The sequence below is a fragment of the Micromonospora sp. NPDC049107 genome (genome assembly GCF_040648595.1).
GTDB lineage: Bacteria > Actinomycetota > Actinomycetes > Mycobacteriales > Micromonosporaceae > Micromonospora.
This window is the reverse complement of sequence record NZ_JBEZEC010000012.1, coordinates 201,071-226,846: the sequence shown is the minus strand read 5'-3', so window position 1 is coordinate 226,846 and position 25,776 is coordinate 201,071. Positions and strand designations below refer to the sequence as shown.

General features: G+C 72.8%; 21 protein-coding genes. 9 read left to right on the top strand and 12 right to left on the bottom strand.

The window, feature by feature from the left end:
* The first annotated feature begins 7 nt into the window (after nucleotides 1–7).
* The gene (locus tag AB0B55_RS27590; RefSeq protein WP_357133686.1) at nucleotides 8–784 is read left to right on the top strand and encodes a class F sortase; all 777 of its coding nucleotides are present in this window, start codon (nucleotides 8–10) and stop codon (nucleotides 782–784) included.
* On the opposite strand, the gene AB0B55_RS27585 is transcribed toward AB0B55_RS27590, so the two are convergent.
* Complete coding sequence (locus tag AB0B55_RS27585; protein WP_357174752.1) at nucleotides 730–1,509, bottom strand: TioE family transcriptional regulator; 780 nt, start codon at nucleotides 1,507–1,509, stop codon at nucleotides 730–732. The two genes, AB0B55_RS27590 and AB0B55_RS27585, sit on opposite strands and share 55 nt — an antisense overlap.
* A 54-nt stretch (nucleotides 1,510–1,563) precedes the next feature.
* On the opposite strand from AB0B55_RS27585, the gene AB0B55_RS27580 reads away from it, so the two are divergent.
* Entirely contained in the window at nucleotides 1,564–3,150 is a 1,587-nt protein-coding gene (locus tag AB0B55_RS27580) for a DUF6194 family protein (RefSeq protein ID WP_357133594.1), read from the top strand.
* 68 nt (nucleotides 3,151–3,218) lie between these two features.
* On the opposite strand, the gene AB0B55_RS27575 is transcribed toward AB0B55_RS27580, so the two are convergent.
* Nucleotides 3,219–3,755 carry an HNH endonuclease gene (locus AB0B55_RS27575; protein ID WP_357133596.1) on the bottom strand — a complete coding sequence of 179 codons (537 nt, stop codon included), beginning with the start codon at nucleotides 3,753–3,755 and terminating at the stop codon, nucleotides 3,219–3,221.
* Between the two features lie 159 nt (nucleotides 3,756–3,914).
* Between AB0B55_RS27575 and AB0B55_RS27570 the strand changes: the two genes are divergently transcribed.
* From AB0B55_RS27570 to AB0B55_RS27560, 3 genes are all read left to right on the top strand, one after another.
* Nucleotides 3,915–5,081 (top strand): mechanosensitive ion channel family protein, encoded by a 1,167-nt coding sequence (locus tag AB0B55_RS27570; RefSeq protein WP_357133598.1) that lies wholly within the window; start codon nucleotides 3,915–3,917, stop codon nucleotides 5,079–5,081.
* 236 nt (nucleotides 5,082–5,317) lie between these two features.
* Complete coding sequence (locus AB0B55_RS27565; RefSeq protein ID WP_357133600.1) at nucleotides 5,318–6,697, top strand: MFS transporter; 1,380 nt, start codon at nucleotides 5,318–5,320, stop codon at nucleotides 6,695–6,697.
* Nucleotides 6,698–6,763: 66 nt separating this feature from the next.
* Nucleotides 6,764–7,195: a globin gene (locus tag AB0B55_RS27560; RefSeq protein WP_357133602.1), complete on the top strand. Its 432-nt coding sequence runs from the start codon at nucleotides 6,764–6,766 to the stop codon at nucleotides 7,193–7,195.
* Nucleotides 7,196–7,231: 36 nt separating this feature from the next.
* Here AB0B55_RS27560 and AB0B55_RS27555 read toward each other — a convergent pair whose 3' ends face one another.
* The 4 genes from AB0B55_RS27555 to ettA form a co-directional block, all read right to left on the bottom strand.
* Entirely contained in the window at nucleotides 7,232–7,816 is a 585-nt protein-coding gene (locus AB0B55_RS27555) for a YbjN domain-containing protein (protein ID WP_357133604.1), read from the bottom strand.
* 132 nt (nucleotides 7,817–7,948) lie between these two features.
* Complete coding sequence (locus AB0B55_RS27550) at nucleotides 7,949–8,665, bottom strand: hypothetical protein (protein ID WP_357133606.1); 717 nt, start codon at nucleotides 8,663–8,665, stop codon at nucleotides 7,949–7,951.
* Nucleotides 8,662–9,108, bottom strand: coding sequence for a thioesterase family protein (locus AB0B55_RS27545; protein WP_355052274.1), 447 nt, complete (start codon nucleotides 9,106–9,108; stop codon nucleotides 8,662–8,664). The genes AB0B55_RS27550 and AB0B55_RS27545 overlap by 4 nt, the downstream gene beginning before the upstream one ends.
* Nucleotides 9,101–10,777, bottom strand: coding sequence for an energy-dependent translational throttle protein EttA (ettA, locus tag AB0B55_RS27540; RefSeq protein WP_357133610.1), 1,677 nt, complete (start codon nucleotides 10,775–10,777; stop codon nucleotides 9,101–9,103). Before ettA ends, AB0B55_RS27545 begins: the two co-directional genes overlap by 8 nt.
* A 328-nt stretch (nucleotides 10,778–11,105) precedes the next feature.
* On the opposite strand from ettA, the gene AB0B55_RS27535 reads away from it, so the two are divergent.
* Nucleotides 11,106–12,506 carry a trehalose-6-phosphate synthase gene (locus AB0B55_RS27535; protein WP_355052272.1) on the top strand — a complete coding sequence of 467 codons (1,401 nt, stop codon included), beginning with the start codon at nucleotides 11,106–11,108 and terminating at the stop codon, nucleotides 12,504–12,506.
* Between the two features lie 41 nt (nucleotides 12,507–12,547).
* A complete protein-coding gene (gene otsB / locus AB0B55_RS27530) occupies nucleotides 12,548–15,109 on the top strand; it encodes a trehalose-phosphatase (RefSeq protein WP_357133688.1) in 2,562 nt (853 codons plus the stop codon).
* Between the two features lie 248 nt (nucleotides 15,110–15,357).
* On the opposite strand, the gene cobA is transcribed toward otsB, so the two are convergent.
* The 3 genes from cobA to cobC are packed head-to-tail and all read right to left on the bottom strand — an operon-like array spanning nucleotide 15,358 to nucleotide 18,828.
* Nucleotides 15,358–16,590 carry a uroporphyrinogen-III C-methyltransferase gene (gene cobA, locus AB0B55_RS27525; protein ID WP_357174747.1) on the bottom strand — a complete coding sequence of 411 codons (1,233 nt, stop codon included), beginning with the start codon at nucleotides 16,588–16,590 and terminating at the stop codon, nucleotides 15,358–15,360.
* Nucleotides 16,591–16,621: 31 nt separating this feature from the next.
* Nucleotides 16,622–17,746 (bottom strand): nicotinate-nucleotide--dimethylbenzimidazole phosphoribosyltransferase, encoded by a 1,125-nt coding sequence (gene cobT / locus AB0B55_RS27520; protein WP_357174814.1) that lies wholly within the window; start codon nucleotides 17,744–17,746, stop codon nucleotides 16,622–16,624.
* On the bottom strand, nucleotides 17,746–18,828 hold the full coding sequence (gene cobC / locus AB0B55_RS27515; RefSeq protein WP_357174744.1) for an Rv2231c family pyridoxal phosphate-dependent protein CobC: 1,083 nt from the start codon (nucleotides 18,826–18,828) through the stop codon (nucleotides 17,746–17,748). The genes cobT and cobC overlap by 1 nt, the downstream gene beginning before the upstream one ends.
* A 122-nt stretch (nucleotides 18,829–18,950) precedes the next feature.
* Here cobC and AB0B55_RS27510 point away from each other — a divergent pair, with 122 nt between their 5' ends.
* The gene (locus tag AB0B55_RS27510) at nucleotides 18,951–21,083 is read left to right on the top strand and encodes a transglycosylase domain-containing protein (protein ID WP_357133617.1); all 2,133 of its coding nucleotides are present in this window, start codon (nucleotides 18,951–18,953) and stop codon (nucleotides 21,081–21,083) included.
* Nucleotides 21,084–21,121: 38 nt separating this feature from the next.
* On the opposite strand, the gene AB0B55_RS27505 is transcribed toward AB0B55_RS27510, so the two are convergent.
* Nucleotides 21,122–21,691, bottom strand: a complete 570-nt coding sequence (locus AB0B55_RS27505; protein ID WP_357133619.1) for a GNAT family protein — start codon at nucleotides 21,689–21,691, stop codon at nucleotides 21,122–21,124.
* A complete protein-coding gene (locus AB0B55_RS27500; RefSeq protein WP_357174740.1) occupies nucleotides 21,688–23,085 on the bottom strand; it encodes a cobyrinate a,c-diamide synthase in 1,398 nt (465 codons plus the stop codon). Before AB0B55_RS27500 ends, AB0B55_RS27505 begins: the two co-directional genes overlap by 4 nt.
* 173 nt (nucleotides 23,086–23,258) lie before the next feature.
* Between AB0B55_RS27500 and AB0B55_RS27495 the strand changes: the two genes are divergently transcribed.
* The gene (locus AB0B55_RS27495) at nucleotides 23,259–24,080 is read left to right on the top strand and encodes an SURF1 family protein (protein ID WP_357133623.1); all 822 of its coding nucleotides are present in this window, start codon (nucleotides 23,259–23,261) and stop codon (nucleotides 24,078–24,080) included.
* A gap of 54 nt (nucleotides 24,081–24,134) precedes the next feature.
* Here AB0B55_RS27495 and AB0B55_RS27490 read toward each other — a convergent pair whose 3' ends face one another.
* Nucleotides 24,135–25,727 (bottom strand): ATP-dependent DNA ligase, encoded by a 1,593-nt coding sequence (locus tag AB0B55_RS27490; RefSeq protein ID WP_357133625.1) that lies wholly within the window; start codon nucleotides 25,725–25,727, stop codon nucleotides 24,135–24,137.
* Nucleotides 25,728–25,776: the final 49 nt, after the last annotated feature.

Genomic DNA, 25,776 nt, shown 5'->3' with positions numbered 1-25,776 from the left:
GAGGACGCTGCGCGCCGCCGGCCGGCTGGTGGCCCGGGCCTCGGGCCGGCTGCGGCGGGTCGCCGGGCAGGCGGTCTCCGCCAGTGTCGCCACCACCGACCCGGACGCGCGCCCGCTGCCGCCGCGCCGTCCCGGCGGGCCACCGTTGGCCCGGCGTCGGCTGGGCGGTACCGGTCCGGGGGTGCCGGTCCTGGTCATCGCCACGCTGATGGTGCTGATCGTGGCGATGCTCGGCGTCGAACGGGTGACCGGGGTCAGTCTGCTGCCGGACCGGATCAGCGCGGGCCTGCGGCCGCCGCCGAAGAAGTTCCCGGTGCTGCCGGCCAGCCCACCGACCGCCCTCGCCATCGACACGATCGACCTGCGGGCGCCGCTGCACGACGTGGGCATCGCCCCGGACGGCACCATCGCCGTGCCCGACGTGGCCCGCGCGCAGGAGGCCGGCTGGTACGACCAGGGCCCCACCCCGGGGCAGTACGGGCCGGCGGTGATCGTCGGGCACGTGGACACGACCACCGGGCCGGCCGTCTTCCACCGGCTACGGGAACTGCGCTCCGGCGACCGGGTCGACATCACCCGCGCCGACGGGCGGGTGGCGGTCTTCGAGGTGGATTCGGTGGAGCGGTTCAGCAAGGAACGGCTACCGGTGGACGAGGTGTACGGCGACTTCAGCCGTCCCAGCCTGCGACTGATCACCTGCGGCGGCCGGTGGGTGGGCGGTGAGACCGGCTACTCGGACAACCTGGTGGTCTTCGCCTCGCTGGTCGAGGCACGTGGCGGGTGACCTCCCGCGCCGTCGTCGAGGTACGCGGCGAGCCGGGCGGCCCCGGTGAGCATGGCCCGGCCGCGCTCGGTGAGTCGTCCGCGCCACTGGGTCACTGACGCGGCCAGTGGTTCGGCGCCGCCGGCGTCCCGTACGCGACGCAGCACGTCGGCGATGTGGCTCAGCCGGTACCCGCCCCGGCGCAGCAGGTGCGCGAGTTCGGCGTCCCGGACGTCGTCGGGCGAGTAGACGCGGTGGCGGGTGGCCCGGTCGCGCTCCGGTCGCAGGATTCCGGCCGACTCCCACTTGCGCAGCGTCGCCGGTCGTACGCCGACCCGGTGCGCGAGCACGCTGATCGGTACGGCCCGCCGGGTCTGCGGCGCGGGCTTCGTGGCGGTGAGCGTGCCGACCGCCACCTCGACCGCGTCCAGGGTCTCCCGGTCGCGTCGCAGCAGGCCGTGGCCGTCATCGATCGCCCGCAACGCGGTGTCGAGCTCGCCCCGGTTGACGGCGCGCATGATGTCACCGCCGGCCGCGTGACCGTGGCCCGCGACGAGGGCGAGGTAGGCGTCAAGTGCCCGGGCGTGCGTCTCGGTGAACCGACGGTACCCGCTGACGGTGCGCTCGGCCGGCGGCAGCACACCGTCGCGTTCGTAGTTGCGGACGGCCTGCGCCGACAGCCCGTGCCGCCGGGCGAGGTCGACCGGCCGGCGTACCCCTGGGTTTGAGGGTTTTGGGGTGACCACCGTGCTCTCCTGCTCTGAAGTCTCAACCGCTGGTTCAACGATACGGTCGATGCAATGACCACTGTTCTCGACCTGCTCGCCGGCTCACCGACCCTGCTCGCGATCGGCGAGCCGACGCACGGTGAATCCGCCTTCCTCCAGATCCGCAACGACACCTTCCTGACGCTGGCCGAGCACGGTTACCGCTCCATCGCCCTGGAGAGCGACCGGGCCGCCGGGCTGCTCGCCGACGAGTTCGTGGACGGCGGGCCCGTGCCGCTCGACCGCGCGCTCGCCGAGGGGTTCAGTCACGGCTTCGGCGCCGCCCCGGCCAACCGTGACCTGCTGCTGCGGATGCGGGAGTGGAACGCCGGACGACCCGCCGCGCAGCGCCTGCGGTTCCACGGTTTCGACGCGCCGCTGGAGATCGAGGGCGCCCCGAGCCCGCGCCGGCACCTGACGTTCGTCTGCGACTTTCTCGGCCTGGACCGGTCGGCGGAGATCGACGACCTGGTCGGGGACGAGGCCCGGTGGAGCGACACGGCCGCGGTGTGGGAGCCGGGCCGGTCCGTCGGACGCTCGACGGACGCCCACCGGCTGCGGGTCCTCGCCGACGACCTGCTGACCGAGCTGTTTCTCCAGGCGCACCGCCGGCCCGCGGGCTGGCGGGAGGCCCACGTGCACGCCATGTCCGCGGTCGCGTTGCTGCGGTACCACGCCGCCGCGGCGACCGACCTCGCGCCGGAGGAACGGTTCGCGCGCCTGGCCGGGGTCCGGGACGCGCTGATGGCCGAGAACCTGCTCGCGATCCGGGCGGTCGAGGCCGACCGGGGACCGACGCTGGTCTTCGCGCACAACACGCACCTGCGACGCCATCCGGCCACCATGACGATCGGTGGCGCGACGGTGTCGTGGGCCGGCGCTGGCGCGATCGTCGGAGCGCTGCTGGGCGAGCGGTACGCGGTGGTGGTCGGCGCCCTCGGCGCGAGCCCCGCGCTCGGCATCGACGCGCCCGCCGCGTCGACCTACGAGGGTCGGCTCCAGCGTCTGGGCGACCTCCCCGGGTACGTCCCGACGGCCGACATCGAGCCGGCCGAGCGCAGGACGCACGACTACCGCTACTTCCCGCTGGACCAGGCGACCATCGACAACGCCGAGGCGGTGCTGCATATCCCGACCGGCGTCGACGCGGCCGTGCTCGCCGAGCGGATCGGCGCGCTGCCCGGCGTCGAACAGGTGGTGGCGGGCGCGGAGAACGGATCACCGGAGGCCGCGTGGGGCGATCGCTTCTTCCACGTCGGGCCGGACCGCCGCCAACCGTTCGCCACCATCGTCGAGCACGACGTGCCCGGCTTCGACGAGGCCGGGCAGCTCGACCGCCCCGGCGTCTTCCGCCTCAACCTGGAGCTGGGCCGGGCCGAGTTCGAAAAGGCGTTCGGCTTCGCGCCGGCTGCCTTCGAGGAGCACCGGGAGGACTTCGACTACGCCCGGCTGGACACTCTCACGCCGCACCCGGGCTACGCGCTGTACGGCTTCGCCAGCATCGTGATGCCGGGTCCGCAGATGCTGCCCGAGGTCGACCGGCTTCTCGCCATCGCGCACCGGCGGGCGGTCGACCGGCACGAGCGCGCGACGCGCCGGGCCGCCGGCCAGCAGGACTGAGCCCGACGCCGGCCTGCCGTCCTGCACGGCGGGGCCCGCGGGTGCAGCCGGGCCCGCACGGGTACGGGTCAGGCCGCTGCTTCGGGCTCGCGCAGGTCGAGCCAGTCGGCCCAGCGCGGGTCCGGAGCGCGGTGCCCGAGGACCCGCCACGCGGTGCCCTTCGGCGCGGCCGGCAGGGCGTGCAGCCGCCAACCCAGCTCGGCCGGAGTCTTGTCGCCCTTGGTGTGGTTGCACCGCGCGCACGCGGCGACCACGTTCTCCCATGCGTGCCGGCCGCCCCGGCTGCGCGGGAAGACGTGGTCGATGGTCTCGGCCGGGCCCCGGCAGTAGGCGCACCGCCAACCGTCCCGGGCGAAGATCGCCCGGCGGGACAGCCCGACGTGGGTGCGGTAGGGCACCCGGACGAAGCGGGTCAGCCGCACGACCGATGGCACCGGCAGCGCGTCCCGGGCGCTGTGCAGGATGCCGTCGCCGTCGGCGACGCAGACGGCCTTGGAGGAGAGGACGAGGATCGCGGCGCGACGCACCGACACGACACACAGCGGCTCGTAGGTGGCGTTGAGAACCAGCGCGCCGGAGCCCACCGCGGGTCGTATGTCAGGCATCGCGATCACCCTCCCGGTTCAGCGGCTGCTGCGAACCTGCCGCCGACCGGAGTTGGGCACGAGGGCCCGCACCGTCGACGCCCGTTCGATCACCGACGTCCGTTGCGCCAATAGTCCCTGATCGGACCCCGGATTGCACGTACTAATCCGGGGTCGGATGTGAAGCTCTTTTCCGCACCTGTCACGATGGCCGGTTCGCCCCGGTCCGACCCGGCGCTCCGGCGCATCTCACCCGGCTGGTGGGTCGGCGGCGACCGGTCCGAGGTGTTGCGGTACGAAGACAGGGTGAGTGCCGCCAGCGTGACGCCCCTTGCCCTGCCCGACGTCGTGTCGGTGAACTGTCAGGGCAGCACCTCCTGCGAATGGATCTACGGGATCACCCGCTCGGCGTGGTTCGCCGAGGGCAGCTACTGGATCCTGCTCAAGCCACTGCGGGTCCTGCTGATCCTGGCGCTGGCGATGGTGGCGCGCTGGGCGCTGCACCGGACGATCAACCGGCTGGTCCGGACGACCACCGACGGCGCGGTGCCGACGATGCTGCGGCCGCTGCGCGAGCGGGTGCCGACCGCGGCGGTCGACCCGACCGAGTTCGTGCCGGAGCGGCGGCGGCAGCGGGCCGAGGCGATCGGCTCGGTGCTGCGCAGCCTGACCACGGCGTTCGTCTTCGGCATCGCGCTGTTGATGATCCTGCGCGAGTTCAGCTTCGACCTGGCGCCGCTGCTGGCCAGCGCCGGCATCGCCGGCGTCGCACTGGGCTTCGGCGCGCAGAGCCTGGTCAAGGACCTGATCGCCGGTCTCTTCATGCTCATCGAGGACCAGTACGGCGTGGGCGACAACGTCGACCTCGGCGAGGCGTCGGGCGTCGTGGAGTCGGTCGGGCTGCGCGTCACCACGGTCCGGGACGGACGTGGCGTGCTGTGGTACATCCGCAACGGCGAGATCATCCGGGTCGGCAACAAGAGCCAGGGCTGGGCGCTGGTGGTGGTGGACCTGCCGATCGGCTTCAGCGGCACGGAGGAGGCCAACGCGGTGCTGCGGACGGCCGCCGCGTCGGTGGCGGTGGACCCGGACCTGTCGCCGGAGATCGTGGAGGCGCCGGAGGTGCTGGGCGTCGAGCAGATGACGGTGGAGGGCGCCGTGATCCGAACGGTGGTCAAGACGACTGCCGACGGCCAGTTCGCGGTGGGCCGGGAACTGCGGCGCAGGTTGGCGGAGGCGCTAGAGAACTCGGGCATCACCGCGCAGATCGCCGCTGCCCGCAGCTATCCCGGCGTGCCGAGCCGGCCCTTGCCGGACGGTGAGACCGGTCAGGGCGGCGCCACCTGACCCGGTGAGAATGGCCGGCAATCCAGGGGTCGCGGTCCAGCCGGCCCCTGGAGTATCGTCCGTTCGTTCAGTCGGGGATGCGACGAACGATCCGTTCACCCTAGCTAGTCGTCGGACGATCGGGCAGAATCCCGAAGCACGCGTTCCCGCTGGAGCGCGGTCACATCCTCGCTGATCCGACAGATCTGACGAGTGTTCCCGGCCCGGCGGCCACAAGCAGCCGTGCCCGGGGGCCGATGGAGGCGACGGTGCCCGACGAGCGACCTTCCGCGGAAGGTCCGGCCACTTTTCGCGAAGTGTTTGCCCAACGTGAGTTCCGGGCTGTCTTCACCGCCGGGTCGCTGTCCTGGGTCGGTGACTACGTCGCCAGGGCCGCCGTGACCCTCCTCGTCTACCAGCAGACCAGGTCCGTCGCGCTCTCCGCCGCCGCGTTCGCGGTGAGCTACCTGCCGTGGCTGCTCGGTGGTCCGCTGCTCGCCGCGCTGGCCGAGCGGCACCCGTACCGGCGGGTGATGGTGGCGTGTGACGTCATCCGGATGGTGCTGATGGTGCTCATCGCCCTCCCTGGTCTGCCGGTCCCGGTGGTGCTGGTGCTCCTCTTCACCACCACGCTGGCCAACCCGCCCAGCCAGGCGGCGAAGTCGGCGCTGATGCCGCAGATCCTCACCGGAGACCGCCTGGTGGTCGGACTGTCGCTGAACGGCAGTATCGGGCAGGCCGCACAGGTCGTCGGGTACCTGTTCGGCGCCGCCGTCGCCTCGATCGACCCGACCGTCGCGCTGCTGTTCAACGCCGCGACCTTCGGCGTCTCGGCGCTGCTGCTGCGCTTCGGCGTCCGGAATCACGCCGCCGCGATAGCCACCGCCCACCGGGGCCACCTGCTGCGGGAGACCGCCGAGGGCTTCGGGATCGTCTTCCGTACGCCGGTGTTGCGGGCCATCGCGGTGCTGGTGTTCAGCGCGATGCTCTTCTCGATCGTCCCGGAAGGGCTGGCCGCCGCCTGGGCCAACGACGATGCCAGGAGCGGCATGGCCGCCGGTACCGCGCAGGCCGTCATCATGGTCGCCAGTCCGGTGGGCTTCATCCTCGGCGGGCTGCTGGTGAGCCGGTTGTGCGGCCCGGCCCGCCGGTTGGCCATGATGCGCCCGCTCGCGGTGCTCGCCCCGCTGGCGCTGGTGCCCGCGCTCTTCGATCCGCCACCGCTGGTGGTGGCGCTGCTGGCCGCCCTGTGTGGATTCGCGGTCGCCGGCATGCTCCCGATGGCCAACGGGCTGTTCGTCCGGGCCCTGCCGGCCGGGTTCCGGGCTCGCGCGTTCGGCGTGATGGCCACCGGTGTGCAGGTCATCCAGGGGATCGCCGTGCTGGTTACCGGGTTGCTCGCCGAACGGTTCCCCATCCCGGTGGTGGTCGGCCTCTGGAGCGCCGCCGGAGTGCTGCTGATGACTGTCGCCACCCTGCGCTGGCCGAGCCGGCAGACGATGGAGGAGGCGGTGGCGGCAGCCACGGCCGCCAACGTCGCGCAGGCCCGCGCGGCGGGCGACGTCGCCGTCAGCGGGACGACGGGGCTCACCGACCCCCGGGCAGCCGGAGGCCACCGTCGGCACGCGGTCACGTGATCCACGGGGTGAGCCGACGCACGGCCTCCGGGTCGGGTCCACGGCCGACGCACCTGGCAGGATGGAATGGTGAACCCCGCAGGTGAATCCGACCGTCCCGACGCGTCGATGACGCTCTTCGAAGCAGTCGGCGGCGAACCCACCTTCCGCCGGCTGGTGGACGAGTTCTACGTCGGCGTCGCCAGCGATCCGCTGCTGCGACCGATGTACCCGGAGGAGGACCTGGGCCCGGCGGCCGACCGGTTGACCCTGTTCCTGATGCAGTACTGGGGTGGGCCGAACACGTACTCCGCGCAGCGCGGTCACCCACGGCTGCGGATGCGGCACGCCCCGTTCCGGATCGGGGTGGCCGAGCGGGACGCCTGGCTGCGGCACATGCGCCAGGCGGTGGACCGGCTCGACCTGGAACCGCAGCTCGCCGTCGCCCTCTGGGACTACCTGGAGCGGGCCGCGTACTTCATGGTCAACGCCATGGAGGACCCGGCCGAGCGCGCCTGACGGCGCGCGCACCGGGCACCCGGGCCGCGGCCCGTCTCAGAGCAGCGCGCCCTCGTCGTGCAGCCAGTCCACGAAGCTGGTGGCCACGGCCGCGCCGCAGTCGAGCATCTCGACCAGCAGCGCGTCGTGCGTACCGGCGCCGAGGGGGACCTGCAGCTCGGCGTAGATCGGTAGCTGGCCGCGCTCGGTCGGATCGCCGATGTACGCCTTGCAGAAGCGGCGGGTGTGGTTCCACTCGTTGACCACCCGGTAGGCCCGGTCGGCCCAGTCTGGCGGGACCGTGGCGTGCGGGCGGGCCCGCATCACCAGGATCTCGTCCTCCGGACCCTCAAGGGTCACCAGCACGGCGTGGCGCTCCCACATGGCCAGCAGGTTGCCGTCACCGTCGGCCAGGTAACGCACGTCGAGCAGGTCGAGTGCGTCACAGACCCGGCGCAGGCTCACCGGCTCGATGCTGGCCGCCATTTCGGCCAGTACGGGTCGGTCGCTGCCCGGGCAGTCGTCCCCCGGCTGGCGAGGACTCGGCGGCCCGACCCGGACCGCGCTCTCCACTGTGATCCCGCTTCGGGTTTCCGGATCACCGCCGTCGGCGGGACCGGGGCGCCATGACCACCACGGCATCGCTCGTCGCACCTCACTCCCCAGCGGATCCAGCCGCCTACGGTGCGTTGGATCCGAGGATGGACGGTACCCGGACAGCCGGGTTGAAGCACCCCCCCAACGACCGCACCGGCCCAGAAGAATGAATGGGGGTCATCCGTTCGGACGAGTAGTGAGCGGAGTCACGGCGAGATCGGTGGCCTTCTGCAACCAGGCCGCTCCGTACGGTCCCACCAGGCCCACCCAACGGCCGGCGACCCTTACCCGCACCGCGGCGCGCGCCGCAGGGACGGCCGGCTCGTCGACCGCGCCGAGGAAGCCCATCCGGACCAGTCCCTGCACCAGTCGCTGCGGCACCTCGACCGGCGGGCCCGGCGGATCGTCCGGCGTGACCACCACCGCCACGTGGTCGAGCAGCGCGTCGCGCAGGACCCGCTGACCCACCGCGCGGCCCGCCACCCCCTCGGCGCTCGCCGTACGCAGGGTGCCCGCCGCCGCGGCCGCGATCCGGCGCACCTCGACGCCGGGCAGCACCTCGACCGGCTCGCTGCGCGCCGGCGGCAGGGGCCAGCGCCACTGCGCGTCCCGGCGCTCCGGCAACGCGGTACCGCCGCGTCCCAGCTCGGCCAGCAGGTCGGCCGCGCCCACGGTGACGTCCCCGGCGGCGTCGCCGGCCACCGTGGAGGCGACCAGCACCTGCCACGGCAGCCGGGCCCACAGGACGACCCGCCCGGAAGCGCCGGCCGGCCGCAGCCGCACCGGCGCCGCCGGGTCCAGCCGGACCAGCCGGGCCAGGAAGGCGCCCGCGTCGGCCACGCCGGCCAGGCCGTGGCTGGACGCCGACGACGCCACCCGTTCCGGCCGCGTCACGATCCGCCGCCCTGCGGGGCGTACGTCAGCAGGAAGTCCCGCTCCTCGACGGTGATCCGCCGGGGCACCTGACGCGTCAGGTCGAACGGCACCAGCACCGAGCGGGCGCGACTGGCCAGCACCTCACCGTCGTACAGCTCGTAGGCGACGGTGAACCGGGACGCCTTGATCTCCTCCACCCACAGCTCGATGCGGACCGTGGGCGCGGACTCCGCGGTGGCCCGTCCGAGCGCGTAGTCGACCGGGCGCAGGTAGTCGACCTCGTGCCGGCGGATCACCACCCCGTCGGCGAACGAGCCCACTCCCCAGGCCCGGCCGCCGGCGAACATCAACGCCACCCGCGCCTCCTCGTACAGCGTGAGGAAGCGCGAGTTGTTGACGTGTCCGTACGCGTCCAGGTCGGACCAGCGCAGCGTGCAGTGGTAGACGAACCGGTCAGTCACGGGTCAGCTTGCGGTAGGTCACCCGGTGCGGTCGGGCGGCCTCCGCGCCGAGGCGGTCGATCTTGTTCTTCTCGTACGCCTCGAAGTTGCCCTCGAACCAGAACCACCTGGACGGGTCCTGGTCGTCGCCCTCCCAGGCCAGGATGTGCGTGGCGACCCGGTCCAGGAACATCCGGTCGTGAGAGATGACCACGGCGCAGCCGGGGAACTCCAGCAGGGCGTTCTCCAGGCTGGACAGCGTCTCCACGTCCAGGTCGTTCGTCGGCTCGTCGAGCAGGATGACGTTGCCGCCGATCTTGAGGGTCAGCGCCAGGTTGAGCCGGTTGCGCTCACCGCCGGAGAGCACCTTCGTCGGCTTCTGCTGATCCGGCCCCTTGAAGCCGAACGCCGCGATGTACGCCCGCGACGGCATCTCGACCTTGCCCACCATCAGGTAGTCCAGCCCGTCCGAGACGACCTCCCAGACGGTCTTGTCGCCGTTGAGGCCCTCGCGGTTCTGGTCGACGTACGACAGCGAGACCGTCTCGCCGACGCGCACCGAGCCGGCGGTCGGCTCCTCCAGCCCGACGATGGTCTTGAACAGCGTGGTCTTGCCGACGCCGTTGGGGCCGATGATGCCGACGATGCCGTTGCGCGGCAGCGAGAACGACAGGTTGTCGATCAGCAGCCGGTCACCGAAGCCCTTGCTGAGGTTCTGCGCCTCGATCACGGTGCTGCCCAGGCGCGGGCCCGGCGGGATCTGGATCTCTTCGAAGTCCAGCTTGCGGGTCTTCTCCGCCTCGGTGGCCATCTCGTCGTACCGGTCCAGGCGGGCCTTGGACTTGGTCTGCCGGGCCTTGGCGTTGGAGCGGACCCACTCCAACTCCTCGGTGAGGCGCTTCTTCATCTTGGCGTCGCGGCGGCCCTCGACGGCCAGCCGGGCGGCCTTCTTCTCCAGGTAGGTGGAGTAGTTGCCCTCGTACGGGTACGTCCGGCCACGGTCCAGCTCAAGGATCCAGTTGGCCACGTTGTCCAGGAAGTACCGGTCGTGCGTGATCGCCATGACGGTGCCGGCGTACTTCGCCAGGTGCTGCTCCAGCCAGGAGACGCTCTCCGCGTCCAGGTGGTTGGTGGGCTCGTCCAGCAGCAGCAGGTCGGGCGCCTCCAGCAGCAGCTTGCAGAGCGCGACCCGGCGGCGCTCACCACCGGAGAGCTGGGTCACGTCGGCGTCCGGCGGCGGGCAGCGCAGCGCGTCCATGGCCAGTTCGAGCTTGGAGTCGACGTCCCAGGCGTCGAGGTGATCAAGCTCTTCCTGGAGCTTGCCCATCTCCTCCATCAGCTCGTCGGAGTAGTCGGTCGCCATCTGCTCGGCGATCTTGTTGAACCGCTCCAGCTTGGCCTTGGTCTCGGCGACCGCCTCCTCGACGTTGCCGAGCACGGTCTTGGCCTCGTTGAGCGGGGGCTCCTGGGCGAGCATGCCGACGGTGTAGCCGGGCATGAGCCGGGCCTCGCCGTTGCTCGGCTTGTCCAGCCCTGCCATGATCTTGAGGAGGCTGGACTTACCGGCGCCGTTGGGGCCGAGCACACCGATCTTGGCCCCCGGCAGGAAGCTCAACGTGACGTTGTCGAGCACGACCTTGTCGCCGTGCGCCTTGCGCGCCTTTTCCAGGACGTAGATGTACTGGGCCACGGTGCGGGCTACCTCCGTCGGTTTGCTGTCGCCTGAGTGGGCGGCGCGGCGCGAGCTGAGACCTCCGCCCGCCGCCGCCGGCCGGGAGCCGGCCGCGCGCACGCCATCGTCAATCCTGACAGGTACGACGCGCTTCGCCCACATCACCCCGCCCCAGGAGTACGCCGGCGAGCGCGCCGCCTCCGATCGTCGGGCTGTCGACAAGATCACCTTCAGGATTCACCGCACACTGGGCGGGTAGGAGACTCCGGCACGGGGGCCCAGACACCGCAGCTACGCTCAGTACGCTCATCGCGGTGGACCCGTCAGTACCCGGAGGTGGCCGATCGTGACCGTCCGTAGCTCCTTTGTCGTAGTGGCGAATCGTCTGCCGGTCGACGAGGTGAGCACACCCGAGGGACGGCAGTGGCGACGCAGCCCCGGTGGGCTCGTCACCGCGCTGCATCCCGTACTCGCCGAGCACCAGGGCACCTGGGTGGGCTGGGCCGGCGGCACCGGTGCCGCTCCCGAGCCGTTCGACCTGGAGGGCATCCGGCTGCACCCGGTCCCGTTGAGCGCAGAGGAGTTGGAGCGCTACTACGAGGGCCAGTCCAACGCGACGATCTGGCCGCTCTATCACGACGCGGTGGAGACACCGGCGTACAAGCGTCGCTGGCGTGAGGCGTACCGGCTGGTCAACGCCCGGTTCGCGGAGGCCGCAGCCGACGTCGCGGCCGAGGGCGCGACGGTCTGGGTGCAGGACTACCAGCTCCAACTGGTGCCGGCCATGCTCCGCGAGCTGCGCCCCGACCTGCGGATCGGCTTCTTCCTGCACATCCCGTTCCCGCCGATCGAGCTGTTCATGCAGATGCCGTTCCGTACCGAGCTGCTGCGCGGTCTACTCGGCGCGGACCTGGTGGGCTTCCAGCAGCGGTTGGCCGCGCAGAACTTCGTCCGGCTGGCCCGGCACCTGCTCGGGCTCCGCTACGAGGGTCAGATGATCCAGGTCGACGGTCGGCAGGTGAAGGCGGGCGCCTTCCCCATCTCCATCGACACGCAGGAGATGGAGCGGATGGCGGCCGACCCGGCGATCCAGGCGCGGGCCAAGCAGATCCGCGCCGAACTGGGCGACCCGAAGACGATAATCCTGGGCGTGGACCGGCTCGACTACACCAAGGGCATCGAGTTGCGCCTGAAGGCGTTCCGCGAGTTGCTTGCTGACGGAAAGTTGACAGTTCCGGACGCCGTTATGGTGCAGGTGGCCACGCCGAGTCGCGAGCGCGTCGAGCACTACCAGGCACTTCGGGTCAAGGTGGAGCGCGAAGTTGGTCGGATTAATGGCGAATTCGGCCGAGTCGGCGTGCCGGCCGTGCATTACCTCCATCAGTCGTACAGTCGCAGTGAACTGGCCGCGATGTACGTTGCTGCGGACGTGATGATGGTGACCCCGCTGCGAGACGGCATGAATCTCGTGGCCAAGGAGTACGTCGCATCCCGTGCCGACCAGGGCGGTGCGCTCGTGCTCAGCGAGTTCGCTGGCGCCGCAACGGAGCTGCGCCAGGCATTCCTATGTAACCCGCACGACCCGGACGCGGTGAAGGACGCCCTGCTCCGGGCCGTGCACGTGGAGAAAACCGAGGCACGCCGCCGGATGCGGACAATGCAACGTCACCTGCGTACCCACGACGTGGGGCACTGGGCCAAGTCTTTCCTCTCCGAACTGGGAGTTTCCGAGGCGGAGGCCGCGTGAACACGGCCGTCAACGACGGAACGGCGATCGCCACCGGGGTGATGGACCCCGAACTGCGATCCGCCATCGGCCGGATCGCCCGGGTTCCGCAGCTCCTGATCGCCTGTGACTACGACGGCACACTCGCGCCGATCGTCGAGGATCCCAGCACCGCCGTACCGCTGCCCGAGTCGGTGGCCGCGATCCGCGCGCTCGCGGCGCTGCCGCAGACGAGCGTGGCCGTGGTCTCCGGTCGCGCCCTGCGCGACCTGGCCGCGCTCTCCCGGCTGCCCAGCGAGGTACACCTCGTCGGCAGTCACGGCTCCGAATTCGACATCGGCTTCGTCGAGCGCCTCTCCCCCGAGCTGGTCGCGGTCCGCACCCAGGTGCGCAACGCGCTGCGCGAGATCGCCGCCGAACACCCGGGCATCCGGCTCGAACGCAAGCCGGCCAGCGTCGCGGTGCACACCCGGGGCGTCGACCCGCAGGTCGCCGCCGCCGCCATCGAGGCCGTCCGCAACGGCCCGGCCGCCTTCGACGGCGTCACCGTGACGCAGGGCAAGGAGGTCATCGAGCTGTCCGTGGTGGCCACCCACAAGGGCACGGCCGTCGACCAGCTACGGACCCAGCTCTCGGCGAGCGCGGTGCTCTTCATCGGCGACGACGTCACCGATGAGAACGCCTTCGGCAACCTGCACGGGCCGGACCTCGGTATCAAGATCGGCCCAGGCGACACCAAGGCCAACTTCCGGGTGGCCGAGCCCATCGAGGCCGCCCGCGCGCTCGGGCTGCTGCTGGAGACCCGCCGGCACTGGCTGTTCGGCGAGCGGGCGGTGCCCATCGAGCGGCACTCGATGCTGGCCAACGGTCGTACCGTCGCCCTGCTCACCCCCGAGGCGAAGGTGAGCTGGCTCTGCCACCCCAAGCCGGACTCGGCGGCGATCTTCGCCGACCTGGTCGGCGGCAGCCCGGCCGGTCACTTCAGCATCGCCCCGGAGCGCGGCGGCATCCCGCTGGGCCAGCGCTACCGCTCCGGCACGATGACCGTCGAGACCCGGTGGTCCGGGCTCACCGTCACCGACTGGCTGGACAAGCCGGCCCGCGAGACGACGCCCGACGGTCCCGCCGTGGTCACCGGCGACTCGACCCTCGTCCGGGTCCTCAGCGGCAACGGGCGGGTCCGGGTGGAGTTCGCGCCGCGCCCCGAGTTCGGCCAGGTGGCCGTGCAGTTGCAGCCCGTCGGCGACGGCCTGCTGGTGCTCGGCTCGAACGAACCGGTCGCCCTCTACTCCCCCGGGGTCGAGTGGCAGGTCAACAACGACGGTGGGTACGAGACCGCCAAGGCGGTCGTCGACCTCTCCGCCGCTGGTGGGCAGGTCGTGCTGGAGCTGCGCTTCGGCACGCACAGCCTGGAGCACCACCGGGTGCCGATCCACGAGCGGCAGGCCGCTGCCGAGCAGCCGTGGAAGGACTGGGTGGCCTCGCTTCGGCTGCCGTCCACCTCCCGTGACCTGGTCGCGCGCAGCGCCCTCACCCTGCGCGGGCTCTGCCACGAGACGACCGGCTCGATCCTCGCCGCGGCCACCACCTCCCTGCCGGAGGAGCTGGGCGGCGTCCGCAACTGGGACTACCGCTACTGCTGGCTGCGCGACGCCGCGCTGACCGCCCGCGCGCTCGTCGACCTCGGCTCCATCGACGAGGCCGAGGCGTTCCTGCGCTGGGTGGACGGCTGCATCGAGCGCACCGGCGGCCACCCGGAGCGGCTGCACCCGCTCTACACCATCGACGGGTACGAGCTGGGGGCCGAGGCGGTCATCGACACGCTGCCCGGGTACGCCGGCTCCCGGCCGGTCCGGGTCGGCAACCTCGCCAACCACCAGCTCCAGCTCGACGTGTTCGGCCCCATCGCCGACCTGATCGCGGCCGTCGCCGACGCGCGCGGCTCGGTCCGCGACGACGAGTGGCGGGTCCTGGAGAACATGGTCGAGGCGGTCCGCCGCCGCTGGCACGAGCCCGACCACGGCATCTGGGAGGCGCGGCTGCCACCCCGGCACCACGTCTTCTCGAAGGTGATGTGCTGGATGACCGTCGACCGGGCGCTGCACGTGATGCGCCAGCACGGCGGCGAAGACCGGCCCGAGTGGACGGACCTGCGCGACCGGATCGGCGCGAACGTGCTGGAGCACGGCTGGCACGACGACGTCGAGGCGTACAGCGTCGCGTACGGGGACGAGGACATGGACGCCTCGTCGCTCTGGATCGGCCTCTCCGGCCTGCTCCCGGGTGACGACCCGCGCTTCCTGTCCACGGTCCTGAAGATCGAGGCGGACCTGCGCAGCGGCCCGGTCGTCTACCGGTACCACTGGGACGACGGCCTGCCCGGCCGCGAGGGCGGCTTCCACATCTGCACGGCGTGGCTGATCGAGGCGTACCTGCGCACCGGCCGGCGCACCGACGCGGAGGAGCTGTTCGCGCAGATGGTGCTGACCGCCGGCCCGACCGGCCTGCTCCCCGAGCAGTACGACCCGCTCGCCGAGCGCGGCCTGGGCAACCACCCGCAGGCGTACAGCCACCTCGGGCTGATCCGCTGTGCCCTGCTGCTGGACAACATGCTCAAGCAGTAACGACAGCACGTACGACGGGGCCGGGAGCGCTGACGCTCCCGGCCCCGTCGTCACGTGGCACCACCTCGCCGATCATGGCGCCGTGGTGGGCAACAAAACGCCGGTAAGGCACCAACCCGGGCACCACAACTCCATGATCGCCGCATCCGGACTACCCTGCTCGCCGATCTTGCACTTCCTGTCCCGACACAAGGGACATATCACGCATGTTGCCCGCCGAAACCGCAAGATCGGTGGGCACCCGTTGCTCAGGCGTCGAGGGCACCCACCACGTCGCCCACGACGACCACGGCGGGTGGGCGCACCTCGGCTGTGTGCACGTCGGCGGCGACCACTTCGAGCGTGGACCGCAGCACCCGCTGAGTGCCCGTGGTGGCTTCCTGGACCACGGCGGCCGGTGTCTGCGGCGACCGGCCATGCGCGATCAACGTCTCGGCGATAGCGGCGAGGTTCTTCAGCCCCATCAGGATCACCAGGGTGCCGCGCAGGCCGGCCAGGGCGTCCCAGCGCACCAGCGACGCCGGCGAGTCGGGCGCCACGTGCCCGGAGACCACGGTGAACTCGTGCGCCACCCCCCGGTGGGTGACCGGGATGCCGGCCGCAGCCGGCGCGGCGATCGAGCTGGTCACCCCCGGCACGACGGTCACCGGCACACCGGCCGCCGCGCAGGCCAGCAACTCCTCGCCGCCCCGGCCGAAGACGTACGGGTCGCCGCCCTTGAGCCGCACCACGGCAGCACCGGCCAGCGCCCGGTCGACCAGGATCTGGTTGATCTCCTCCTGGGCGCGTGACGGGCCGTAGGGGATCTTCGAGGCGTCCACCAGCTCGACGTCGGGGCGCAGCTCGTCCAGGAGCAGGCCGGGTACCAGCCGGTCGGCGACCACCACATCCGCCTCGGTGAGCAGCCGCCAGCCCTTCACGGTGATCAGCTCCGGGTCACCCGGCCCGGACCCGACGAGAGCCACCCGCCCGCCGGTCGAGTTAGGAAGGGCCCCTTCCTCTACCCCAGGCGTTAAGAGGGGGCCCTTCCTTGCAGCGAGCAGGTCGCGGATGGCGTCGCGGACGCTCATCGCCCGTCGGGGGTCACCACCGCCGAGCACCGCCACGGTGACCGGTCCCTGCCGGGTCACCGCCGGAGTCCAGGCGGTGGCGGCCGCCCGGTCGTCGGCGCGTACGCAGAAGATCCGCCGCTCGTCCGCGACGGCACTGACCGCGGCAGCCGCGGTCGGATCGTCGATCGCCACCTGGACCAGCCAGGCCCCGTCCAGGTCCTCGGGCACGAAGCGGCGCGGCACCCAGCGCAGCCGACCCGCGTCGACCCGGGCCTGCAACGCCGGGGTCAGCTCCGGTGCCACCAGCAGGACATCCGCGCCGGCGTCCAGCAGCGCCGGCACGCGCCGGGTGGCGACCGCGCCGCCACCCACCACGACCACCCGCCGTCCGTCGAGCCGCAGACCAAGGGGGTACGGGTTCGCGCTCATCCGGCACCACCGGACCGCTCGCTGGACGTGGTCACTTCTCGGCCACGCCGGCCGAGTCGAACGTGGCGACCTCGTGCAGCACCCGGACCGCGCCGGTGACCACCGGCAGCGCCAGCAGCGCGCCGGTGCCCTCGCCGAGGCGCAGCCCCAGATCGATGAGCGGGTCGAGGCCGAGGTGTCGCAACGCCACCGTCGCGCCGGGCTCCGCCGAGCGGTGTCCGGCGACCATGGCGGCGACCGCGTCCGGAGCGAACGCGGCGGCGGCGAGCGCCGCGGACACCGCGATCACCCCGTCCAGCAGGACCGGCGTACGACGGGCGGCGGCACCGAGGATCAGCCCGGCCAGGGCGGCGTGCTCCAAACCGCCGACGGCGGCGAGGACACCCAGCGGGTCGGCCGGGTCGGGGGTGTGCCGGGCCAGCGCGGCCCGCACCACGGCCACCTTGTGGGCGTACGTCGCATCGTCCACTCCGGTGCCCCGACCCGTGGAGTCGAGCGGGTCGACGCCGGTGAACGCGGCGATCAGCGCGGCGGCCGGGGTGGTGTTGCCGATGCCCATGTCCCCGGTGAGCAGGATGCCGGCGCCGGCGTCGATCAGCTCGTCGGCGACCCGGACGCCGGTCAGGACCGCCGCCAGCGCCTCGTCCCGGGTGAGCGCTGCGGTCACCGACAGGTCGCGGGTACCGCGGCGTACGGACGCGTCGATCAGCCGCGGCGCGGCCAGGTCCGACACGGGCGCGGCCGAGCCCGTGGGCGCGGCCAGGTCCGACGCGGGCGCGGCCGACCCGGTGGGCGCGGGCAGCGGGTGGGCCACCCCGACGTCGATCACGGTGACCGACGCGCCGGCCTGCCGGGCGAACGCGTTGACGACCGCGCCACCGGCCAGGAAGTTGCCGATCATCTGCGCGGTGACCTCCTGCGGCCACGGGGTGACTCCCTGGGCGTGCACCCCGTGGTCGCCCGCGAAGATCGCCACGGCGGCGGGCTCGGGCACCGGCGGCGGGCAGATCCCGGCCAGTCCGGCGAGGCGTACCGACAGGTTCTCCAGCAGGCCCAGCGAGCCCGCCGGCTTGGTCAGCCGGCCGTGCAGCTCGCGGGCGGCGGCCATCGCCGCCTCGTCCGGGGGCCGGATCGCCGACGTCGTGGTCTCCAGCATCATGCCTCCATGATCTCGCGCAGCACCGCGATGAACGCGTCGGTGGTGTCTCGGTCGCGTACCGCCACGCGCAGCCAGTCCGGGCCGAGCCCGGGGAAGGTGTCGCCCCGGCGGACCGCCCAGCCCCGGTCGCGCAGGGCGGCCCGTACCCGGGTCGCGTCGGGCAGGCGCAGCAGGACGAACGCGCTGGCGGGGCGGCCGGCGACGCGTACGCCCGGCAGGTCGGACAGGCAGGCGACCAGGTGGTCGCGGTCGGCGGCGAGTTCGGCGGCGATCGCGCGTTCGGCCTGGACCGCGACGGGCGTGGCGCAGGCCTCGGCGGCGGCCAGCGCGGGCGTGGAGACGGCCCAGAGCGGCTGGACGGCGGCCAGCCGGGACAGCAGGGCCGCGTCGCCGAGCAGGTAGCCGATCCGCAGGCCGGCCAGGCCCCAGGTCTTGGTGAGGCTACGGAGGACGAGCAACCCGGGCAGGTCGCGCCGCTCGGCGAGCGACTCGGGTTCGCCGGTGTCCGCGCCGCCCGTGGTGTCGGCGAACGCCTCGTCGACGACCAGCACCCGGCCGGGACGGGCGAGCGCGGCGATGGTCCGGGCGGGGTGCAGCACCGAGGTGGGGTTCGTCGGGTTGCCGATCATGACCAGGTCCGCGTCGGCGGGCACGAGGGATTCGTCGAGGCGGAAGCCGTCGGCCGGGTCCAGCAGGACCCGTTCGACCGTGTGCCCGGCGGCCCGCAGCGCCGCCTCCGGCTCGGTGAACTGCGGGTGCACCACCACGGGCCGGCGCACGCCGCGCAGCGCCTGGGCGATGAGCACGAAGCCCTCGGCGGCCCCGGCGGTGAGCAGTACCTCGTCCGGGTGACGCCGGTGCCGGGCGGCGACGGCGGCGCGGGCCGGGGCCGGGGCCGGATAGCGGGCCAGGTCGGTGAGGGTGGCGGCGATCGGATCGGCCAGCCAGGCCGGTAGCGGCGCCCGGCGGACGTTGACGGCGAGGTCGACCAACCCGGCGCTGGCCTCGGCGTCGCCGTGGTGCGCCAGGTCGGGCTCGGCGTCGACGAACGGCGACACCCCGCACGGCTGATCACGCATGTCCGCGATCCTGCCGGGAAGGTGGCCGGCGGGACAGTCGATGTCGACGTAAGCCATGTCACCACCTCGCGGGTTTATGAGTTCTTCTCATGTACGAATCGGAAATGTCATAACTTTGCGACGTGAGCAACCGACCCCTTGCTGCCGCTGGTCGTCTCGTTCCTCTCCTGCGCGCCGGGCTCATCGCCGGCATCGTGATCGCCGCCGCCGCCTACCCGCTGGTCGCCCTCACCGGGCTCGGCGCGAAGGCCACCGCGCACGCCACGGAGCAGAAGACCCGGCTGCTGACCAAAGCCCTGCCCGCCGAAACCTCCTACCTGTACGCCCCGGACGGCAAGACCGTGCTGACCATGTTCTACGAGGAGTACCGGCAGTACACGAAGCTGTCGGACATGTCGCCGAACATCCAGCAGGCGATCGTCGCCGCCGAGGACTCCCGCTTCTACCAGCACCACGGCGTCGACCCGAAAGGCGTGGCCCGCGCCTTCGTGGCCAACGCCCACTCCAGCGGGGTGTCCCAGGGCGCGTCGACGCTGACCATGCAGTACGTCCGGATGGCCCTGCGGGACAGCGCCACCACCCCCAAGGAGGTCCAGGAGGCCACCCAGCAGACCAGCCTGCGCAAGGTCAAGGAGATGCGCATGGCGCTGGACCTGGAGAAGGAGATGAGCAAGGAAGACATCATGGAGCGCTACCTGAACTCGGCGTACTTCGGTCACCGGGCGTACGGCATCTACGCGGCCAGCGAGATCTTCTTCTCCAAGACCCCGAAGGACCTCACCCCGGTCGAGGCGGCCACCCTCGCCGGGCTCGTCAAGTCCCCCTCCGAGTACGACCCGGCCGACTCCGACCAGAAGGAGGCCACCGGGCGGCGCAACTACGTCCTGGACCGGATGAGCCAGCTCGGCTACCTGTCCCCCGACTCGGCCGCCGCCGCGAAGTCCGAGCCGATCCGGCTGAAGCTCACCACCCCACCGAGCGACTGCGCCTCGATCATCGAGAAGTACCAGAGCTGGGGCTTCGCCTGCGACTACGTGAAGAACTGGTGGAGCGCGCAACCGGCGTTCGGCAGCAACCGCCTCGAACGGATGGACAAGCTGCGCCGGGGCGGCTACCGGATCGTGCTCAGCCTCGACCAGAAGGTCCAGGAGGCGGCCGAGAAGAACGTCGGCGCGAAGGAGGGCACCGGCAGCCCGTTCGCCAACGGCATCGTGGTCTCCGAACCGGGCACCGGGCGGGTCAAGGCGATGGCGGTCAACCGGAACTACTCCCTGGATCTGGCCGACAATCCACCCAGCTCCAATCCCGAGGCCGGGCCGAAGGTGAAGGCCAACTACCCCAACACGGTGGCGCCGCTGCTCGGCGGCGGAGACCTGCCCGGCTACCAGGCCGGATCGACGTTCAAGATGTTCCCGATGCTGGCCGCGCTGGACTCCGGGATGACGTTGTCCACCTCGTTCAACGCCCCGTACCGCTACAAGTCGTCCGTCTACGACGGCTGGGCGCCGTCGAACGCCAGCGGCGCGATGACCGGCCAGCAGACCATGTGGTCGGGCTTCGGCAAATCCGTCAACACGTACTTCGTGTGGCTGGAGGAGAAGGTGGGCGCGGAGAAGGCGGTCCGACTCGCCGAACAGCTCGGCCTGCGCTGGCGTACCGACGTCGACCGGGAGCAGGCGTCACCGGGCAAGGCCAACAAGTGGGGCGCGTTCACCCTCGGCGTCTCCGACGCCACCCCGCTGGAGATGGCGAACGCCTACGCGGCCATCGCGGCCGACGGCCGCTACTGCGAGGCGATACCCGTGCAGGCGATCATGAACCGGGACGGCACACCGGCCACGTACACCACGCCGGGCGGCATCCAGCGCGAGGTGGCGAAGCCCCGCTGCCGCCAGGTGGTCAGCGCCGACGCCGCCCGCGCGGCCACCGACGCCGCCCGCTGCCCGACCGGGGACACCCCGGCACGCGGGGGCTGCGGCGGCTGGTCGACGGCCGACAGCGTCCGGGGTACGGTCGGCCGCCCGGTCGCCGGCAAGACGGGTACCACCGACAGCACCCGGTCCGCCTGGTTCGTCGGGTTCACACCGGAACTGGCTGCGGCGAGCTTCATCTCCGACCCGGACAATCCGTTCAACGCGGTCGGTGACGGACAGTCCCAGATCCCGATCGCGGCGGTGGCACAGACCCTGCGCGACGGCCTCAAGGGCACACCTACCCGCCAGTTCACGCCGCCCTCGGACGCCATCGTCGGGTGACGGCGGGGGTCGGCGAAAGGTCCGCCGGGCGGCGGGGCTCAGCGCAGGTCCGCCGCCACGAACGACCAGACTTCGAGGTCGACCCGGCCACCGCCGACGAAGCCGGCGTTGCGCAACAGGCCCTCGTAGCTGAAGCCGGCCTTCTCGGCGACCCGGCGGGACGCCAGGTTGCCGGGCGCGACCCGCAGCTCGACCCGCTGGAAACCGTGCTCCAGGATCAACGCGATGGCCACCGCGTCCACCGCCTCGGCGGCCAGGCCGAAGCCCCGGGCGTGCGGGGCCATCGCGTAGGAGACCTCGGTGAGGCGGGCACCCCAGTCGGTACGCCGGGTCCAGAGGGAGCCGACCACCTGGTCGTCCTCCCGGCGGATCACTCCGTAGTGGTCGCCCTCGCCGCTGTCGCGTCGCTGCCGGGCCAGGTCGGTGCACCAGGCGTGCCCGTCGATCGGACCGGAGTCGCCGGGCAGCGGCAGCCAACGCCGGGTCAGCTTGTCGGCGAAGATCTCGCCGGCCGCCGCCGCGTCGGCCGCGGTGAGCCGGCGCACCTCCGTACGCGGGGTGGAGACGGTCAACACCGGAAACCGGCGGACCGCCACCTGACCGATCACGCCGGCACCACCGGCTGTGACACCGCCTCGGCTGCTGGCTCGCCCACCGCCGCGGCCACCACCCGGGCGGCGGTCGCCGGATGACCGGCCCAGTGCAGGGTGAGCTGCGAGGCGTGCACGTTGCGCCAGACGAACCCCTCCGGCGTGCCACCTTCCCACCGCCACGCCGGCCGCTGACCGGCGCGCGGGGTGAGCACCGCCCGGTGCTCCTTGTGCCCGACAACCACCGTGCCGCTCGCGGCGACCACGCTGTCGGTCTCGGCGGTCGCCTCCCGGTAGCCCACCACCAGACCGTCGCGGCTCGCGCCCACCGCGTCCAGCACACCGCACATCGGCAGCCCGTCCAGCTCCCGGGCCAGCCAGAGCAGACCGGCGCCCTCGGCGACCACCGGCCGGCCGGTACGCGCCAACTCGGCCACCGCGATGCAGAGCCGACGGTTGGCCGACAGTTGCTCGGCGTACGCCTCGGGCAGCGCTCCCCCGACGACCAGCGCCCGCGTGCCGACGGGCAACGCCTCGTCGCGCAGCGGGTCGACCGTGACCACCTCGGCGCCGGCCGCCGTCAGCAGCTCCGCGGCCTCCGGGTGGCTGAAGCTGCCACCCGGACCACCGGCCACCGCGACCAGCGGACGCTGCGCGGGCACGACCAGCTCACCGAGCGCGTCCCCCGGCGACCAGGCCACCGCCGGCAGGGGCGGAGCGGAACGGGCCAGCCCGAGCAGACGTTCCAGGTCGACAGTGGCGGCGACGGCCTCACCCAGGCGACGCACCGCGCGGACGGCGTCGGCCGAGGAGTCGACGACCGGCGCGACCCCGTGCCGGCGGGACGGCAGCACGGCCGGCAGATCCTGGCGGCGCAGCGCGCCGTAGACGGGCACACCCACGTCGTCCAACGCCTCGCGCAGCATGCTCTCGTGCCGCGACGACGCCACCCGGTTGAGGATCACCCCGCCCAACCACAACTGCTCGTCGTACGAGCGGAACCCGTGCACCAGCGCGGCCACCGACTGACCCATCGCGGCCACGTCGACCACCAGCACCACCGGGCTGCGCAGCGCCGCCGCGGCGGCGGCCGTGGACTCCTGCTCGGGCCGGCCGCCCACCGAGTCGTACAGGCCCATGCTGCCCTGCACGACCGCGAGACCGGCACCGGCGGCGCCGTGCGCGACCAGCGGGGCGAGCCGGTCGACGCCGACCAGCCGGGGATCGATCACCCGGCCCGGTCGGCCGGCGGCGAGACCGAGGTACGCGGCGTCGACGTGGTCCGGGCCGAGCTTGAACCCGGCGACGTCGACACCCCGCTCGGCCAGGGCGGCGAGCAGCCCGATCGCCAACGCGTTCTTTCCGTGCCCGGAGGACGGCGCGCTGAGCACCAGGCGCGGCACGACGGTCATCATCGACTCCTCGCGGGCGGCGGCGGGTACGCGACGGACAACCGAGGGGGTCGATCCGTCGGCGTGACGATACTCGCCCGCACCGACGGGCGAGCACCGCCAACCGGGGGTCGGCGGACCGTCCCGGCCCGGTCGCGGTGAGTGGCCCCGGTCATACGGGTAGCCTCGGTGCCGTGTACCGGTTCCTGCTGAGCCCACGCTGGTTGGGCGCCCTCGCGCTGACGCTGGTCGCCGCCGCCGTCATGGTGTGGCTCGGCAACTGGCAGCTGGACCGCTACCGGGGTCGTACCGAGATCAACGAGCGGATCGACGCGGGCGAGCGGATGGCCCCGGCGCCCCTGGCCGACGCGTTCCGCCCGCCGGCCGGCGGGCCCGGCACCGCCGGTCCGGCTCCCGCGAAGGACCGGGTCTGGACCCGCGTCACCGCCACCGGCCGGTACGACACGTCGAACACCGTCCTGGTCCGGGGCCGGACGGTCGACAGCCGGGTCGGCTTCGAGGTGCTCACCCCACTCGTGCTCGCCGACGGCACCGCGCTGCTGGTGGACCGGGGCTGGATCCCGCCGGCTCCGGGCGGCGCGACCGCCCAGCCGTCGGTGCCCACCCCGCCGGGCGGCGACGTCACGGTCAGCGGCCGGGTGCACGAGACCGAGAGCGGCGCCGGCGTGGTGGACCGCCGCGACGGACGGCTGGAGACCCGGCGGATCGCCGTGCCGCGGCTGGCCCGCGAGCTGCCCTACCCGGTCTACGGCGGCTACCTGCTGCTGGACGAGCAGACCCCGGCCGCCGACCCGCTCTTCAAGGCCGTCCCGGTCGGGCACACCAACAACTGGCAGAACTTCGGCTACGTCGTGCAGTGGTGGCTCTTCGCCGCGATGGCGATCTTCGGCTACGGCTGGGTGGCCCGCCGCGAGGCACGCCGGGCCGCCGGCCTCGGTGGCGCGCCGGCACCGCTGGACCGGGCGGCCGAGCCGACGCCCAGCGCCTCCGCCTGACCCCGCCCTGACAGCCTGAACCGGCGTCCGCCGGTGGGCTGGCCCCGACCGCCGTCAGCCGGTGACCCGGCCCGCGTGGATGGCGCGGACGGCGTCGATGGTGTCGGCCTCGGCGGCGGACTTGTCGTCCCGGTAGCGCACCACGCGGGCGAACCGCAGCGCCATTCCACCGGGATAGCGGGTGCTCGTCTGCACCCCGTCGAACGCGATCTCCACGACCTGCTCGGGACGCACCCGGACCACCCAGTCGCCGCGCTCGACGGCGAGGCCGAGGAACCGCTCGGTCTGCCACCGCAGCAGCTCGTCGGTGAGCCCCTTGAACGTCTTGCCGAGCATCACGAAGTCGCCGGTGCGCGGGTCACGGGCGCCGAGGTGCAGGTTGGAGAGCCAGCCCTTGCGCCGGCCGCTGCCCCACTCCACGGCGAGCACCACCAGGTCGAGGGTGTGTCGGGGTTTGACCTTGACCCAGGCCGCCCCACGACGGCCGGCGTCGTAGGGGGCGTCCGGCGCCTTGACCACCACGCCCTCCTGGCCCGCGTCGAGGGCGGCGGCGAACGCCGCCCCGGCCTGCTCCGGACCGTCGACCTCCATCCGACCGACCAGCAGTGACGCGTCCACCGCGCCGGCGAGCGCGGCCCACCGCTGGTGGCCGGGCAGGTCGATCAGATCCTCACCGTCGAGGTGCAGCAGGTCGAAGAAGTACGGGGTGAGCACCGTCGTGCCGGTGCTGGCGGCGGCCGCGAGCACCGCCGGGGCGACCGGCGTACGGCCGGTGGTGCTCGGGGTGGTGCGCCGGGCGGCCCGGCTGGAGGTCTGCTGGAACGGCAGCGGGCGGCCCGTCTCGTCCAGGCCGATCGCCTCGCCGTCGAGCACCAGCTCGCGGCCGGGCAGGGCGCGCACCGCCGCGACGACCTCGGGCACCCGGCTGGTGATCTCGTCGAGGCTGCGGGTGAACACGGCGATGTCGGCGCCGGAGCGGTGCACCTGGATGCGGATGCCGTCGAGCTTCACGTCGACCACGGCCGGCGTGCCGGTCGCGGCCAGCGCCTCGTCGACCGAGGGGGCGCTCTGGGCGAGCATCGGCGCGAGCGGCCGGCCGACCCGCAGGCCGAAACCAGCCAGCTCGGCGGCCCCTCCGCGCAGCGCGGCCACCGCCACGGCCCGCAGGTCACCGGCGAGCAGCAGGGCACGGCGGACGGTGGCGGCCGGCACCTCGGCGGCCCGGGCCACGGCATCGGCGAGCAGCCCGGCCTGCGCGCCCTGGCGCAGTTCACCACCGAACAGGCCGGTCAGCAGCCGTTGCTCGTCGGCGGTGGCCGCCGCGTAGAGGGCGCCGAGCAGAGCGCGGCGGCGGGCCTGCGCCCCCGAGCCGTGCACAGCGGCGATCTGGGCGATGGCCGCGTCGACGGCGGCCACGGTCAGCGTCGGCTCGACGGCCGGCGCGGGCAGGTCACGCAGACTGGCGTAGCCCACGCCGGTCTGGCGTTGCCGCAACTCACCGGCGAGATAGCCGGCGCCGGGCTCCACCTCGGCCGGGTCGAGCCGGCGCAGCGCGTCGGCGAGCAGCTCCACCTTGGCCCGCCGGCCGCTGGTGGCGCCCACGGCGGCGGAGGTGGCCGCCAGGTCGATGAACCGCACGACGCTCATCCTGCCAGTCACCTCCGACACCGCCCGGGCATTGCCGTGCCCGGGCGGT

What these genes read in the sequence shown, in the direction of transcription:
- AB0B55_RS27580 (WP_357133594.1), top strand. Translation starts at nt 1,564, where the DNA reads ATGACCACTGTTCTCGACCTGCTCGCCGGCTCACCGACCCTGCTCGCG.
- AB0B55_RS27575 (WP_357133596.1), bottom strand. Translation starts at nt 3,755, where the DNA reads ATGCCTGACATACGACCCGCGGTGGGCTCCGGCGCGCTGGTTCTCAAC.
- AB0B55_RS27565 (WP_357133600.1), top strand. Translation starts at nt 5,318, where the DNA reads ATGGAGGCGACGGTGCCCGACGAGCGACCTTCCGCGGAAGGTCCGGCC.
- AB0B55_RS27560 (WP_357133602.1), top strand. Translation starts at nt 6,764, where the DNA reads ATGGTGAACCCCGCAGGTGAATCCGACCGTCCCGACGCGTCGATGACG.
- AB0B55_RS27555 (WP_357133604.1), bottom strand. Translation starts at nt 7,816, where the DNA reads ATGCCGTGGTGGTCATGGCGCCCCGGTCCCGCCGACGGCGGTGATCCG.
- otsB (WP_357133688.1), top strand. Translation starts at nt 12,548, where the DNA reads ATGGACCCCGAACTGCGATCCGCCATCGGCCGGATCGCCCGGGTTCCG.
- cobA (WP_357174747.1), bottom strand. Translation starts at nt 16,590, where the DNA reads ATGAGCGCGAACCCGTACCCCCTTGGTCTGCGGCTCGACGGACGGCGG.
- cobT (WP_357174814.1), bottom strand. Translation starts at nt 17,746, where the DNA reads ATGCTGGAGACCACGACGTCGGCGATCCGGCCCCCGGACGAGGCGGCG.
- cobC (WP_357174744.1), bottom strand. Translation starts at nt 18,828, where the DNA reads ATGCGTGATCAGCCGTGCGGGGTGTCGCCGTTCGTCGACGCCGAGCCC.
- AB0B55_RS27500 (WP_357174740.1), bottom strand. Translation starts at nt 23,085, where the DNA reads ATGACCGTCGTGCCGCGCCTGGTGCTCAGCGCGCCGTCCTCCGGGCAC.
- AB0B55_RS27490 (WP_357133625.1), bottom strand. Translation starts at nt 25,727, where the DNA reads ATGAGCGTCGTGCGGTTCATCGACCTGGCGGCCACCTCCGCCGCCGTG.